The 15,007-nt window shown below is 64.0% G+C and carries 10 protein-coding genes; 6 read left to right on the plus strand and 4 right to left on the minus strand.

Annotated elements, in window-relative coordinates; all coding sequences use genetic code 11:
* Positions 1 to 657: 657 nt before the first annotated feature.
* The 4 genes from NO931_RS13795 (at position 658) to NO931_RS13810 (ending at position 5,373) form a co-directional block, all read left to right on the plus strand.
* The gene (locus NO931_RS13795; protein ID WP_256392929.1) at positions 658 to 1,896 is read left to right on the plus strand and encodes an Imm49 family immunity protein; all 1,239 of its coding nucleotides are present in this window, start codon (positions 658 to 660) and stop codon (positions 1,894 to 1,896) included.
* 488 nt (positions 1,897 to 2,384) lie between these two features.
* The gene (locus tag NO931_RS13800) at positions 2,385 to 3,389 is read left to right on the plus strand and encodes a HEAT repeat domain-containing protein (protein ID WP_256392930.1); all 1,005 of its coding nucleotides are present in this window, start codon (positions 2,385 to 2,387) and stop codon (positions 3,387 to 3,389) included.
* Positions 3,390 to 3,448: 59 nt separating this feature from the next.
* Positions 3,449 to 4,612 (plus strand): ABC transporter substrate-binding protein, encoded by a 1,164-nt coding sequence (locus NO931_RS13805; protein ID WP_256392931.1) that lies wholly within the window; start codon positions 3,449 to 3,451, stop codon positions 4,610 to 4,612.
* A gap of 80 nt (positions 4,613 to 4,692) precedes the next feature.
* Positions 4,693 to 5,373 carry a class I SAM-dependent methyltransferase gene (locus tag NO931_RS13810; protein WP_256392932.1) on the plus strand — a complete coding sequence of 227 codons (681 nt, stop codon included), beginning with the start codon at positions 4,693 to 4,695 and terminating at the stop codon, positions 5,371 to 5,373.
* Positions 5,374 to 5,461: 88 nt separating this feature from the next.
* Here the strand turns inward: NO931_RS13810 and NO931_RS13815 are convergent, their stop codons facing one another.
* Together NO931_RS13815 and NO931_RS13820 are read right to left on the minus strand one after the other, a co-directional pair.
* Positions 5,462 to 6,016, minus strand: coding sequence for a DUF1684 domain-containing protein (locus NO931_RS13815; RefSeq protein WP_256392933.1), 555 nt, complete (start codon positions 6,014 to 6,016; stop codon positions 5,462 to 5,464).
* Between the two features lie 49 nt (positions 6,017 to 6,065).
* The gene (locus tag NO931_RS13820; protein WP_256392934.1) at positions 6,066 to 6,308 is read right to left on the minus strand and encodes a hypothetical protein; all 243 of its coding nucleotides are present in this window, start codon (positions 6,306 to 6,308) and stop codon (positions 6,066 to 6,068) included.
* A 203-nt stretch (positions 6,309 to 6,511) separates the two neighbouring features.
* Between NO931_RS13820 and NO931_RS13825 the strand changes: the two genes are divergently transcribed.
* Positions 6,512 to 8,836: an ATP-dependent DNA helicase gene (locus NO931_RS13825; RefSeq protein WP_256392935.1), complete on the plus strand. Its 2,325-nt coding sequence runs from the start codon at positions 6,512 to 6,514 to the stop codon at positions 8,834 to 8,836.
* Between the two features lie 19 nt (positions 8,837 to 8,855).
* Here the strand turns inward: NO931_RS13825 and NO931_RS13830 are convergent, their stop codons facing one another.
* A complete protein-coding gene (locus NO931_RS13830; RefSeq protein WP_256392936.1) occupies positions 8,856 to 9,599 on the minus strand; it encodes a bacteriorhodopsin in 744 nt (247 codons plus the stop codon).
* Between the two features lie 1,160 nt (positions 9,600 to 10,759).
* Positions 10,760 to 13,000, minus strand: a complete 2,241-nt coding sequence (locus NO931_RS13835; RefSeq protein ID WP_256392937.1) for a glycoside hydrolase family 3 N-terminal domain-containing protein — start codon at positions 12,998 to 13,000, stop codon at positions 10,760 to 10,762.
* A 194-nt stretch (positions 13,001 to 13,194) separates the two neighbouring features.
* On the opposite strand from NO931_RS13835, the gene NO931_RS13840 reads away from it, so the two are divergent.
* Entirely contained in the window at positions 13,195 to 14,988 is a 1,794-nt protein-coding gene (locus tag NO931_RS13840) for an ABC transporter substrate-binding protein (RefSeq protein WP_256392938.1), read from the plus strand.
* Positions 14,989 to 15,007 lie beyond the last annotated feature (19 nt).

Raw genomic sequence — 15,007 nt, forward strand, 5'->3', positions numbered from 1 at the left:
CGTTCCCAGCGACGAAGACAACATCGTCAAAGAGTCCTGAACCGAGTGGACCGTCGAGAGCGACGCGATTCCCGAGGAAGTGTGTCGGCACGACTGGGCGCACCGCGAGCACGATTTCTCGGAGCTGGCCCAGACGACGCTCGCCGCCGTCGACGCGGACAGACGTGAGTGATAAAGCCACTGAAACCTCTTTCGGGGTCCGGCAACCGCAGTGATTAGCAACCCAGATCTGACTGTGAAAGTACTTGATAGTGATGGAAATATCGTCGTTGTCGGCCAATTTAATATTAGGGAGATCTATAAGGAGGCAAACAATGAGAAGTAAAGACTACGACTATATTACGTATGACGAGCGCCCCTTCAGAGCGCGTTTGAGACCTCGCTGAGAGACATGGATTCTATCGAGCGATTCAAACACGGCCTGCAAACAATCACTGATATCACAGAATCGTTCTCTTGGTCACGGTACACTACCCCGATGACGAAGCAGTCTTCGTCAAAGACGCCCCCGGAAGAGACGAGGACTTTATCAAAGAATCTTGGGTCAAGTGGGTTCTCAAGCAAGAATCAGAACTGTAGCGTTGCGAACCTTTCTGGCGACTTCTTCTTTGGCAGGTAGTTCATCCGAGGCACGGCCACACCTCAACGCGCGAGGACGTGAGCGGCGACATTCGCAAGCAGTGGGCCAATCAGACGTCCCCGCCTGAAGAGGTCATCAGGTCGATCACATCGACATCCGTCTCGTTCGGGAGCTCGGTCCGCGACGCCGCGGGCGACGTCACGGGCGCGGCGGGCGACGCCGCGCTGGGAACGACCGTCTACGTGCGGGCGACCGACGAGAACGACAACAGCAAGCGCGCCGCCGGCGTCTCGCTCGCGAGCAAAGCCGAGACGCAGAACCTGCGACGATTACTCGGCACTACGTGTACTGCCAGCGTCGGCGTCGTGGCTGGGGTCGGATCTCAGCGAGTTCCTCGATGGGACCCACCACGTATACCTAGACGAAGATGTACTGAGTTGACAACAGGGTTCGAGCACTGCATAATCATGAAATTCACAGAACAGGAGCTTCAGGATAGGTACGATAAGGACGAGTATGCGCTTCGGTTCCACAGAGATGACCTTGATAGTCAACTGCGTCGGAAAGATCCACTCAATCTCGTCAGCAAGCACAAGACCGTCTGGCACAAAGAAAGTGCTAAAGGCGCCACGGAGCTGCATCTCGGCCGGTACGAGGGGTCGCGAGAGTGCTTCGCAGAGGGAACAGCGTTCAAGACGGCGTATCTGTACATCGTCGAAACCGCCCACCGGCAGGGGAAGCGGCTCGGCGGCGACTGGAACGTGCACCTTCAAAACGCCGAGGAAACGCTGGAAACGGCAATTCTCGGCAGTGATCCGGTCCTCGAAGCCCGCGTCGTCGAACAGGCCAGACAGTATACCGACGAGGACGTGACCAGGCCGCACTTCGAGTACTGGTATAATCGGGTCCGCGCGCTTGCGGCGCTGGTTGACGGCACCGACGACCGAGCACTCGAGAGTCTCGATGCTGCGGCGGAACACCTTGAGGTAGTCGACTTCGCCACGGCCGAACCCGCGCTCGACCTCTACCGCGGGCTCGCCGCCGCAGACGAGGCTGCCATCGAAGACGCCGCAGCGGACCTCGCAGCGATCGCAGAGCGGGAGTTCGAGCCGCCAGTCGCACACGGGCGTCAGCTCGTCAGCTTCCACGCGATCGCCGGCCTCGCACTCGCGCGTCGGCGCGGGCTGGACGTCGCCATCGAGAGCGACGCGATCCCCGTGGAAGTGTGTCGGCACGACTGGGCGCACCGCGAGCACGATCTCTCGGAGCTGGCCCGGACGACGCTCGCCGCCGTCGACGCGGACAAACGTGAGTGATAAAGTCGCTGAAACCTCTTTCGGGGTCCGGCAAACGCAGTGATTAGCAGATAGTTCATTGGCGGCACGCTCACACCTCAACTTCAGCGTCGGCGTCGGGAAGGCCGCCAAGACGGCGATCAAGCAGACCGTCACGGTCGGCGATATCGCCGATCGGCTCTCGGATACGGGGGCGTTGCGCGAGCGCTCTCGCGGATCGACAGCGCCAAAGAAGCGGGGAAGGCCCGCGCGACGGCGCGGATTCTGCTGGCGGTCGACGGGGCCGTTCCCGAGCGGTTGCTGAGTCAGGCCGACACGGCGGGGCAGGCGTATCGGCTGTGGCGCTTGCAGCGCGGCATCGATGCCGACGCGGCGCAAGAGGCTCGGTTCTCCACGACTTACGATCAACTGTGGGCCAGACTGGACGGCCGCTCCCCGTTCGATTCGACGCGTACATCACCGACCTATAACTACTGACAGGAGAACCGTGGATCAACTCGAGTACTCCGATGACTGATCCCGACCGCCAGCCGTCGCCCGACCGGCCGTCCGAACTCCTCTCCGAGGGATCTCGCGAGGAAGCGATCGACGCTCTGACCCGACTCGAAGCGGCCGACGCGGATGCCCGAAAGCGGGCGATCCGGACGCTTCGAGACCTCGCCGAGACGGAGTCGTCCGCTTTCGACGGGCTGGCGACGCCACTGACGACGTTCCTGAACGACGAGGAGCGCGCCATCAGGCTGACGACCGCCAAGCTGTTCGTCGCGCTCGCCCGATCGGGGCCAGCCGTCGTTCGACCGGTCGTCGACGCGCTCGCGGCCCGCTCGGCCGACGACGAGGAGTTCTACTACGTCCGGGCGCGGTGTGCCGAGGCGCTCGGCTACGTGGCGCTCGACCATCCCGACGCGGTCAGCGACCCGGAGCTACTGGCGGATCTCCGCGTCAGGTTGTCGTTCGACGAGCCGGAGGTGAGAGAGAAACTGGCCAAGACGCTGGCGTACGTCGCGATCGGCGACCCGAGCAGGCTCCGCCATCAGGTCTCCTCGCTGGCCGAGCATCTCGACGACGATTCCGAGCTCGTGCGGTATTACCTCTGTACGGCGCTGGTCGCGATCGGGTGTGAGCACCCCTCGAAGCTGGCGGACGCGCGCGACTCGCTCGCTCGTTTGCTCGACGACGAGCGTCCGTACGTCCGCGGGAGGGCTGCGGAGGCGCTGGGATTGCTGGTGCGGGTCGGCGATGTGGACGTTCGGTCGCCGGATCGCACCGAACCGGACGACGACGACGCCGCGGCGTTCGTGGCGTCGCGGCTACAGTTCCTCGACGCGGCACGGGACGGGGAGGTGCCGGCAGCGACCGCGGACGGCGTCGGTACGCTGGCCGCTCTTCGGAGTGAGACTGAGGCGGTCGTCGAGTCGATGCTGTCTGCCGACGACGAGGAGTGCTCGCGTTGCGGGCTTACGCTGCCCAAGGGCGGACCGCCGGTGTGTCCGGGCTGTGGAGCCCCGAACTAACCGTCATCTGTCACTGACCAAATCAAAGTGTTTTAGTTACTTTAGGCAAGCCTAAAACCATGGCGGACAACGGAACCGAGCGCCTGACACGGACGCGCAGAGACACGATCAAGTACGGCGGAGCTGCCATCTGTAGCGGTTTGCTGGCGGGCTGTACGGGGATGACCGATTCGGAGCGCGAGACCGGACCAACTGGGAATTCTGATTACTCGGTGTCGATGGCTCCGAACGGGGAGATAACGCTCGATACGACCCCAGAGAAGTGGGTGCCCTACGGCGGAGACTACGCCGACATGGGCGTCGCACTGGGGCAGGCCGATGGGATGATCGGTATCGGGCAAACGAGCGAGTACTACACGGACATTTACGACGAGCTCCCGGGCGTCAGCGTCGACACGGATCGGATCGCCGAGAACGATCTGGTCGAGAACAGCATGTCGATGGAACTGTTCTACGAGATGGACAGTGACGTTCACCTCATCGATACGGAGATGCTCAAACACTGGTTCGATTGGAGCCGAGCCGACATCGAAGAGATCCACAATCAGGTTGCGCCCTTCGTGGGGAACATGATTTTCCGCCGGTCCGACGGGTGGCACGATCACCGGTACTATACCCTGTACGAAGCCTTCGAGAAGATGGCTGAACTGTTTCAAGAGCGAGACCGCTACAGGGCCTTCAAGCGGTTCCACGACGAGTTCATCGCGGACGTTCAGACACGGCTTCCCCCGGCGAGTGAACGTCCGAGCGTGATGCTCACGTTCGAGGGAATGAACGATCCGGAGACGTTCTCTCCGTACCGCCTCAACGACAAGGGGACGAGCAAGAAACAGTGGTCCGACCTCGGCGTGGCCGATGCGCTCGCGGGTACCGGTACCGAGAACCTCAGCACGAACAACCGCGGTGAACTCGACTATGGAAACCTGCTGGAAGTCGATCCCGACGTGCTTCTAATTCGCGGCCACGAGCAAAAGTCGGCAACCGAGTTCCGAGACACGGTACTCGCGAACATGGAAGATCACCCGGTCGGGAGCGAGCTCACGGCCGTTCAGGACGGTCGCGTCTATCGTGGCGGCTACCTCCGCCAGGGGCCGATTCACAACCTCTTTTTGACCGAACGGGCTGCCAAGCAGCTGTTTCCCGACGAATTCGGCGACGTCACGAGCGACGCGAAGCTGTTCGACCGTCAGCGGCTCTCGGACATCGTCAACGGCGAGTTCTGACCTCGGCCGACGCTCGATCGCCCGACCGATCCCGGCGACTCACCGAACCGGTTTTCACCCGCGGCCCCCACGTCGCGCACATGAGCGTACGCGAGGAGTTCGACGCGTGGGCCGCCGAGGGACGAGACCGCGGGATGGAGGATCGCCACTGGCACACCGCCAAGCACGTCCTCTCGCGGATGCCCGTCGAGGCGGGCGACGTCGTGCTCGATCTGGGCTGTGGGAGCGGGTACGCCGGTCGCGCGCTGCGCGAGGCCGCCGGCGCTGGGCGGGCGTACGGCCTCGACGGCTCGCCCGAGATGACGCGCAACGCCCGGGCCTACACCGACGACGAGGACGTTGGCTACGTCGTCGGCGACTTCGGGTCGCTACCCTTTGCGGACGACAGCGTCGATCACGTCTTTACGATGGAGGCGTTCTACTACGCCGCCGACCCCCACGAGACGCTCCGGGAGATCCGGCGCGTGCTCCGGCCTGGCGGCACCGTCTACTGCGCCGTGAACTACTACGAGGAGAACGTCCACTCCCACGAGTGGCAGGAGTTCATCGAGATCGAGATGACTCGCTGGAGCGCCCGGGAGTACCGCGAGGCGTTCCGAGAGGCCGGCCTGCACGTCGCCGAGCAGGACAACATTCCGGACCGCGAGACCGAAATCCCGCCCGCGAGCGAGTTCCCCACCGAGGATTGGGAGACGCGCGAGGCCATGGTCGAGCGCTACCGCGAGTACGGGACGCTGCTGACCGTCGGCGTCGAGCCGTAACTCGTCACCGTCACCGCGCCGGCTCGGCAGTTCGGACGCGGCGTCTCGACGCCGATGCGCGGTCGCCGGTTTCGAGTCGACTGGACGCTCAGGGCGCTCGCTCGCCCGCCTCGATCACGACGTCCAGCCAGTTCTCCTCGGGCGGGAGCGGGCAGGCGAACGTCTCGCTGAACGCGCAAAAGGGCGAGTACGCGAGGTTGAAGTCGACGACGATCTCGTCGCCGTCCGAGAGCTCGCGGTCGGCGTGGAGTTCCATGTACCGACCCTGGCGGTAGGTCTGCTGGCCGGTGGTCTTGTCGCGGAACGGGACGAAGTACGCCTCGTCGCCCTCCTGGCGGTACGCCGAGAGCGTCTGTTCGGTCCCGCGGATCTCGAAGGTCAGCGTCGCCTCGCGCAGGTAGCGTACTTCGGGGCCGCCGCCGGTCGAGTCCATCGTGACACCCTCGGGGTCGTCGTGGACGGTCACGTCGGCCGCGATCCGGTAGTCGGGGTCGGGATCGAAGTAGTCGAGCCCGTCGAAGGCGTCGCGCTCCTCGGGCGGAATCGGCGACTGGCGGTGTTCGGCGAAGAACTCGTCTTTTTCCTCGCGCTGTGCGGTCAGTTCGCGGCGCCACGCGTCGGCGTCGAAGGCGTCGTCGGTCACGAGCGTAGTTCTCGCTCGGGCACCAAAGGCGGTTTGCACTGCCGACGACTCAACTGACCAGCGCGAGCAACACCGACAGCGTCGCCGTCACGCCCAGCGCGAGGCCGGAGACGCCCGCTACCGGCCCCATTCCGGCTAGTTGACCGATTCCGGCGGCGATCACGCCCAGCAGCACGAGCGTCCCGCCGAACGCGAGTGCGACGCCCCGCGGCATCCCGAACTCGTAGCGGAGCAGCCCCCAGACGAGCCCCACCACGGCGAGAAACCCCGCTAGCACGATCTGCGCGATCATTCTCGACGTAATTTACTCCGTTTCCCTTATTAATTATTTCTACTGTTCAGAATTTAATTGCATGCTTAATTACCAGTTAATGTCTAGTTACCATCGAGTAATCACCGATTACTTGCTACCTGTCGATCCTCCCGGACCGCAATAGCTGACGGCCCCGTTCTATCCGACAACCCTAAACGGGGAGCCGGGAGTAGAACGTGTAGATGCCCGGCTCCTGGCGAGACGTGTTCGGTCACGAGGCTCCCTACGAGGAGCAGATCGACGGTGTCGAGACCGCGATCGACGCCGCGCGCGACGGGGGGTTCTTGGCGCTGGAGGGTGCCTGCGGCACCGGCAAGACGATGCTGGCGCTCTCGGCGGGCCTCCATCTCGTTCGCGACCCCGATAGCGACTTCGAGCGCGTGCTGGCGCTGACCAGCGTCAAGCAACAGCTCCGGCAGTTCGAGGCCGACGTCGAGCGGATCAACGACGAGCTGCCCGACGACTGGCGCCCGTTCTCGGCGCTGACGCTGGTCGGCAAGGCCGACGTCTGTCCCTACAGCCGCGAGGAGGCCGCGGGGATCGACGACACAACCGTCTACGACCGCTGCGAGGAGCTGCGCGACACCACCCGCGCGCTGACCGGCGACGGCCCCGCCAGCGCGGGTGCGCTCGTCGACGACGCCCGAAGCCAGCAGATCGGGCTGGCCGACTCGGGCGCCGACGGTGGGGCGGACTACCTCGAAACCGCCGGCGAGCCCTCGCCGTACCCCACCGGAATGCCGATGCGCGACGACGCCGAGTACTGCCCGTTCTACGCCCGATATCTCGACGACAAACCCGAGGACGGCGACGGCGACCCTGCCGAGGCCGTCCCGTTCGATTTCACCGATGCCGGGCTGATCGACCCCGAGGAACTGGTCCGCCGATCCGTCGGCGCGGGCACCTGCCCGCACTCGATGATGGGCGCGATCCTGCCCCACGCCGAGCTCGTTCTCGGGAACTACTACCACGCGTTCGACCCCACGACGACCGGCTCCTTCACTGGCGCGCTGCTCGACGAGTCGACGTTCGTGATCTGTGACGAGGCCCACATGCTCGAACCGCGCGTGCGCGACCTGGTGAGCGACACCGTCGCCGACCGATCGCTGCGGGACGCCGAGTCCGAACTCACCAGAGTTCTGCAGGCCCTGCAGTTCGACGGCAAGGAGGGGACCAGCAGCGCCGACGCCGACCTCGTGCGGGCCGAACTACAGGAAGCCGAGGTGGCCCAGCGCGAACTGGAGACGCTGCGTTCGTTCGTCCGCGACCTCCGCGAGGAACTCGATCGGCAGGTCACCGCCCACCTCGAACGCGAGCACCGCGGCTGGAGGAGCGATCTCAACAGCCTGCCCGACGAGGAGATCCCGCTGCGCGACCCGGAGGTGCCCGCGGTCGACGAAATCACCGAGTGGGCCGAGCGGACCGGCTACGACGACCGCGTGTGGAGCCGCGCCGAGACGGTCGGCGCCGTCGTCAAGCGCATTCTCGACGAGGCCGACGACGACGCGAAACAGCGGGCCGCCCCCGGCGTCGGGCGCGTGCTCGGTCGCTGGTACCGCGCCGACCACGAGGGCCACTTCCGCGAGATCGAACTCGACCGGACCTGGGACGACGCCGAACCGCCCGACAGCTGGCGCCGAGCGTACAACGCGCGGCTGGCGATCCACAACTGCGTGCCCGGCGACGTGATCGGCGAGCGCCTCGCCGAGTTCGGCGGTGGCGTCCTGATGAGCGCGACGCTGGAGCCGCTGGACGTGTTCGCGGAGGTCACCGGCCTCGACCACCTCGAACACGAGGAAGATCGCCCGGTCGTCACCCGAACCTACGGCCTGACGTTCCCCGCCGAGAACCGCGAGAGCTTCGCGGTCGACGCCCCGAAGTTCACGTACGATAACCGGGGCGGCCCCCACGAGGACAACCCCACGCGCCGGGCGTACGCCGACGCGATCCGCGAGGTTGCCGAGAGCCCCGGCAACGTGCTCGTCGGGATGCCGAGCTACCGCGAGGCCGAGTGGGCCGCCGAGCAGCTGCGCGACGCCGTCGACAAGCCCGTGCTGATCGACGAGTCCAGCGGCGACGACGCGACCGAGGAACTCAAGAGCGACTTCTTCGCCGGCGGGGGGAAGGTGCTGGTCACCAGTCTGCGGGGCACCCTGACGGAGGGCGTCGACTACCGCGGCGACCGGCTGTCGGCGGCGGTGATCTGTGGCGTCCCGATCGTCGACACCACTTCCCCGAGAACGCGGGCGATCCGGACGGCCTACGACGAGGCCTTCGGCGACGGGTTCGAGTACTCGCTGACCGTTCCCGCCGTCCGCAAGGCCCGCCAAGCGATCGGCCGGGTGATCCGCAGCCCCGAGGAGGTCGGCGTTCGCGTGTTCGTCGACGCCCGCTACGCCCGGGACTCCTGGGACAGCGTCCGCGAGTACATCCCCGGCGAGGAGTTTCAGCCAGTGAGCACGGACATGCTCTCGTTCGGCCTGGAGCGGTTCTGGTCGGGTCGGTGACGGTTCATCCGCGCGCTGGTCAGTCTTCGGTCGGTGATTGTGCACCCGTTGGCTGCCGTCTGGTCACCGACGCGGGTTCGTCGGCGAGGAACCTGAGCAACAGCACGGCGAAGACGAACTTGGCGCCGACGTCCAGCAGGCTGTAGGCCCACGACGTGATCGCCGTCGCGCCGACGCCGGTACCCACTACCGCCAGCCCCTCGGTGCCGAGCGCCCACACGATCGGGTATCCGAACCACAGTACGACGGTCAGCGTCCGCAACAGTCCGAACAGGCTCTCGACGTCGTCTCCCTGCACAGCGGCGTCTCGCGGCCACTCGACGAGCAAGACGTAGACGACGACGAGGAAGAACGCCGAACTGATGCCGAACCAGACCCAGCGCATCCAGACTGCCTGTCGGGTCAACGCCGCCGCCAGACCGGTGACGCACATCCCGATGTCGAACGCGATGGCGGCAAACAGCGTCGGCCGGTCCGACCCCACGAGCAGTCCGAGCGCCAGCAGGATCAACGGCGTCGAGAACGTCCACGTGAGATACCGACCCCACATGGCGACGACCTCGCCCCGGCCCGCGATATCGACGACCCCGATCGTCAGGCCGCTGGCGAGACCGAAGTAACTGGCTAGCGATACCGCGGGGATGCCGATGGTCGCCACGAAGATCGTCCGCACGCGCGGGTCCTCGACGCCCCGACCCATGTACACGAACAGTACCGTCGCGATGCCCATCAGCGCGATCATGAACCACAGCGAACTGGACATTGCCGAGTTCGACAGCGTCTCCTCGACTAGCGGGTCGATCTGGGCTGGACGAACTGCGGACACTAGTTGGACGATCACACTGTCAGTTCAATCCGATAGAAATAGTCCATATTCACCAACTACTTGCCGGGCACCTGACAGCCGTCTCCGTTTGTATCGGGCTGTACAGCCGTTGTCTTCGCCGTTCGGGTTCGACCCAGCGGAAGTGTACGGGGCCGAAAATTCACTCGTCCTGCCGAAGCGGGAGACTCCTGTCCGGTCCGTTCCGGACCGAGTTCCGGCGCGGACCGCTCGTGTCGTCGGTCGCCTCTCCGATCTGTATTACGCCGACCTTCCCGATAGTCGATCAGAAGATTCTAGTGATAGAATTTTTATGAGTATTTTCAATAGACAATATGTCCAAACTTACTGTCTCACAAAAAGAGATCTATATATTAGCCGAAATACTCTCCTCAAATCATTTGAATGGCTGATAATCTACGACATAAGAGATTATTTGTCTAAATAAATAATCACTGAGTAAGTGAATAGCTGATTTTGTTGTCAGGTGCGGACTGATACGTCGGTATCCACTTCTATAGCGTTATACCGTGGTCTCAATTCGGTTTTACAACTTGCTCTTCACTTTACGAATTGATCACATAACACTAAAATATGAATATAGGATCACTTATGGTACTGTGGCCGTTAGCACATACTATATGAAAATTTACTGTTCTACGTCGTTCTGTGAGGTGCTGTCTACCTCGCTCGATCCCCGCGGAAAGAGTTGTCAGCCGGCACAACTGCGATGGTTTACAACGATATGACTGTAATGCAATCGTGCGAGCTCCCCGTCGGTCGCACCTCGCGAGAGTCGTCTCTTCGAGAGATATATACCGTCTATTTGTCTCTTCCATCCCGAACGAACATATATTTGACAACAATGGGGTCCCCACGTCCACCATTTTGGCTGTTGCGACAAAGAATAAAACACAGATACGAATATTGACGTTTATGCGCGAAGTGACGAATTCCGTATCGGTCGTTCGAGACGCGATTGTCCGATGACTCCTTCGGGGCGACTTTCGATGAACGCAGTGTGGCGCCGATGTACCGGTCCCGATCGTCGAGGCGGCTAAAAAAGAAGTCGTCGCGACGGATCCGCGCGCCGTCGGCTTTCAGCGGTCCTGCGGACGCACGTCGATCTCGAACGTTCGATCCATCACGGTGATCCGGGCGCTCCCGGCGTCGGCGCGGCCGTCGCGCGACCGATCGAACAGTCCGAGCTCGTCCGGATCGATCTCCAGGTCCACGGTCGCACGTTCACCGGGTTCGAGTTCGAGGCGCTCGAACGCCCACAGCTCGCGGACCGGCGTTACGACCGAACTGAACTCGTCCCGGCCGAATACCTGGACGACTTCGCTGCCGTGTCGATCACCGGTGTTGGCCACAGTAGTGCGGACCGTTACGGCGTCGCCCGGAGCGATCGTCTCCTCGGACAGTTCGATCGACTCGTAGTCCAGCGAGGTGTAGCTCAGTCCGTGGCCGAACTCGAACAGCGGATCGTACGACGGCGGGTGTTCGTCGGCGCCGATCGGATGTGGGTGTGGCTTGTGGTTGAAATACGTCGGAAGCGTCTCCGCCGACCGCGGGATCGAGATCGGGAGCCGCCCGCCCGGTTCGGCGTCGCCGAACAGCGTCTCGGCGATCACCTCGCCGCCGACCCTTCCGGGGTAGTACGCCATGAGGATCGACGACACTTCCTCTGCCAGCCACTCGACGGCCAGCGGTCGACCGGAGACGAGAACTGCGACGATGGGGGTCCCCGTCTCCGAGATCGCTTCGACGAGTTCGCGCTGCGCGTCGGGGAGCGAAAGTTCGCCGCGCGTCGGGAACTCGCCGGTTTTGCCGGTTGTTTCCGCGGACGGGCCGAACTCGTGGAGGTACCAGTCCTCGCCGAGCGCGACCACGGCGACGTCCGCCTCGGCCGCGCGCTCGGCGGCGGCACCGACGTCGGTCGCCTCGGCGATTCCGCTGCCGGACTCGTAGCTGACGCTCGTCTCCTCGTCCACGGCGTCGGCGATGCCTTGACGGATCGTCGTCCCGGGCACGCCGGCGTCCGCGTTGCAGCTCCAGCCCCCGTTCTGGTGCACGATTTCGTCGGCGTTCGGGCCGGTCACGAACACTTCGTCGACGCCGGATTCCAGCGGAAGCAGGTCTCCGTCGTTCTGCAGCAGCGTGAGCGATTTCCGAACGACCTCCCGTGCAGTGTCGAGATGTTCGGGTGCACCCAGCAGATCGTGGGCTTCACCGTCGGGGTACGGGTTCTCGAAGAGCCCGAGCGCGAACTTCGCCCGCAGCACTCGTCGTGCGCTATCCTCGATCAGCTGTTCGGATAGCTCACCCCGCTCGGCCAACTCCTGAACGTGCTTGGCGTGGTTGCCGCCGGCGACCGAGCCGATATCGAGCCCCGCGAAGTGCGTCTGTCGCGCCGCCTCGACCGGTCCGCCCGCAGTGCGGTGTTCCTCGTGCAACTGGGAGATCCCGTTCCAGTCCGAGACGACGACGCCGTCGAAGCCCAGTTCCTCCCGGAGCAGTCCGGTCAGGAACCTGTGTGATCCGTGGGCCGGTTCGCCGTCGATCGAGTTGTAGCACGGCATGACGCTGCCGACGCCCGCTTCGAGCGCCGCCTCGAACGGCGGGAGAAGCATGTTCCGGAGCGTATGGGTGGAGACGTCGACCGGCGCGGCGTCCTCGCCGCGCGTGGGCGCTCCGTAGGCCGGGAAGTGCTTCGCCGTCGCGAGCACGGAGTTCTCGTCGAGTTCTTCGCCCTGGTAGCCGCGGACCTCACTGGCTGCCAGCTTGCCGACGAGAAACGGGCTCTCCCCGAACGTCTCTCCGGTCCGTCCCCACCGCGGATCGCGAACCACGTCGCACGTCGGACTGTAGTTCTGGGCGGCCCCGGTCGCCCGCATTTCCGCCGCGGTGATCTCGGCGGCCCGTTCGAGGAGGTCCGGACTCCACGTCGCCGCCGCTCCGAGATTGCTCGGGAAGACGGTCGATTCTTTGATGTAGGCGTGGCCGTGGATCGCGTCGGCGGCGAACAAAAGCGGGATACCGAGGCGCGTCTCCTCGACGGCGTGTGTCTGCAGCCGGCGGGCGGCGTCGACGGCGTCGTCGGCTGATTCGTTGGGCGAACCGCCCCAGCCGAAGGGGGCGACGGAGCCCACGTGGTACTCTTCGATTTCGTCGATGACGTCGTCGACTTCGTGCGGTCCGTCGTCGAGTATCCCGACGTACGATCCGGCGAGCTGGCCGATCTTCTCCTCCAGCGTCATCCGGTCGAGCAGGTCCGACACGCGTTCTTCGATCGGCAGCGACGGATCTAGGTACGGCTCGCTGTCTTCTATGCTCGTCATGTCTCTGATTATCTGGGGAGGTAGTTAATAAGTGTATCCCTAGCTGACCGGTCAGCGTTCGCCGGGCGCCCGCAGCGAACGACGCGAGGAGGTCCGCTCTCGCGCGCACGATCTGTGATACAATTATGAAAATTGCAATTCGTTATGAATTCCGGAAATTATTTACAAGGGGACGATCAACTGGTGGTAGCGCAATGCAACCAGACAGCGTGCTACCCACGGACGTAGAGGCATCACGACGCCGATTCCTGCAACTCGCCGGGGCGACGGGAGCGGCGGGGATCGCGGGGTGCTTCGGCGGCGACGATGACGGCAACCCGACCAGAGAGAAGATCACCGGCGACGAGCCGATGACCGACCGCACGTTCACCGCGCCGACGTCGGTGCTTCCCGACGACATGCAGTGGAACGCGGCGAACGACTCGAACTACCCCGATCGTCCGGGATTCGTGGTTTTCGACCAGCTGGTGTACTTCCGGGCGACGACCGGCGAGTTCGTCGAGGGCGCGCTCGCCGACTGGGAGGTCGGCGACGACACGGCGACGCTGACCCTCCAGGACGGCCTGACCTGGCACAACGGCGACGATGCCACCGCGGAGGACCTCGTGCGAAAGCTGCACATCTCGCTGTACGACAACCACCCGATCGGGAACTTCACCTCGGTCGAAAACGTCACGGCCGCCGGCGACAAGACCGTCGAGGTCGGGCTCGAAGCCGACGTCTCCGAGCCCATCTTCCTCAACTCGATCCAGAACATGGAACTGGACATGCCGGGCGAGCAGTACGACGACATCCTCGCCGAGATGGAGAGCGATTCCGAATCGACGGCGCTGGCGGACTACGCGCCCGAGGAACCGATCGGCACCGGCCCGTTCAAGTTCGACCAGACCGGCGAACAGGAACTCGTCACCACGAAGTTCGAGGACTACCACTGGGCGGACAACGTCAACTTCGCCGAGTACCGGTTCCGGTTCATCGACGGCAACGAAACGGCTTGGCAGGCGATTCGCGGCGGAACGGTCGACGCCCTGCACAACATTTTCACGACGCCGGACATCATGGCGTCGTTCCCCAATCACGTCGTCGAGATGCAACAGCCCGCCAACTGGGGGCTCTCGATCGCGTTCGACCACGAACACAAGCACTTCGGCCAGCGCGAGGTGCGGAAGGCGATCGCCCACGCCATCGACCGCGAGATCGTCGCGGAGAACTCGGCTGGCGGCGGCGACGCCAAGTCGCCGGTGGAGACGCCAACCGGAATCGTCGGAAACTTCGACGACTCGGCGAACGACTGGCTCGACAGTCCGGACGCGTTCGAGGACTACTCCGGCCAGGACACCGACCGTGCCGCCGAACTGCTCGAGTCCGCGGGCTTCACGAAAGAGAGCGGCACTTGGGTGGACGAGGACGGCGACACGCTCACCTTCGAGTTCAAAGTACCCGCCGGCTGGAACGAGTGGGTCGACGCCGCGATCACGCTCAATCAGCATCTCCAGGACTTCGGTATCGAGACGAATCTCATTACCCGCGACGGCGGCGTCTACTTCGGTCAGGACCTCTACGGTGACACCGGCTTCGACGCCGCCGGCTTCTGGTGGTCCGACGGTTGGACGTACCCCTACCACACCCTCAACTGGAACCTCAACAGCTGGGACGCACAGAACGTCTACAACTACCCCGAGTCAGTCGATGTCCCGCCGAAAGGACAGCCCGACGCCGAGACCGAGACGGTAGAGCTGGCGCCCGAGATCGAGGAACTCGTCGGCATGGACCCGCAGGGTGACGCCGCTCGTCAGAAGATTCAGGAACTCGCGTGGGTCTTCAACTACGACCTCCCGCAGCTTCCGATCCAAGAGAAGGTCGACCAAGGCTTCATCTCGACGAAGAACTTCAAGGTCGTCGAAGACTCCGACCCGGACGCTTCGGTCAAGTACGCGACCACGTACCTTCCCCGCGTCGGGAAGCTCGTTGCGAAAGCCGAAGAATAGTCTTCGTGAGCCCAACACA

The sequence above is a fragment of the Natronoarchaeum rubrum genome, from assembly GCF_024494695.1.

What these genes read in the sequence shown, in the direction of transcription:
- NO931_RS13800 (WP_256392930.1), top strand. Translation starts at nt 2,385, where the DNA reads ATGACTGATCCCGACCGCCAGCCGTCGCCCGACCGGCCGTCCGAACTC.
- NO931_RS13805 (WP_256392931.1), top strand. Translation starts at nt 3,449, where the DNA reads ATGGCGGACAACGGAACCGAGCGCCTGACACGGACGCGCAGAGACACG.
- NO931_RS13810 (WP_256392932.1), top strand. Translation starts at nt 4,693, where the DNA reads ATGAGCGTACGCGAGGAGTTCGACGCGTGGGCCGCCGAGGGACGAGAC.
- NO931_RS13820 (WP_256392934.1), bottom strand. Translation starts at nt 6,308, where the DNA reads ATGATCGCGCAGATCGTGCTAGCGGGGTTTCTCGCCGTGGTGGGGCTC.
- NO931_RS13825 (WP_256392935.1), top strand. Translation starts at nt 6,512, where the DNA reads ATGCCCGGCTCCTGGCGAGACGTGTTCGGTCACGAGGCTCCCTACGAG.
- NO931_RS13830 (WP_256392936.1), bottom strand. Translation starts at nt 9,599, where the DNA reads ATGTCCAGTTCGCTGTGGTTCATGATCGCGCTGATGGGCATCGCGACG.
- NO931_RS13835 (WP_256392937.1), bottom strand. Translation starts at nt 13,000, where the DNA reads ATGACGAGCATAGAAGACAGCGAGCCGTACCTAGATCCGTCGCTGCCG.
- NO931_RS13840 (WP_256392938.1), top strand. Translation starts at nt 13,195, where the DNA reads ATGCAACCAGACAGCGTGCTACCCACGGACGTAGAGGCATCACGACGC.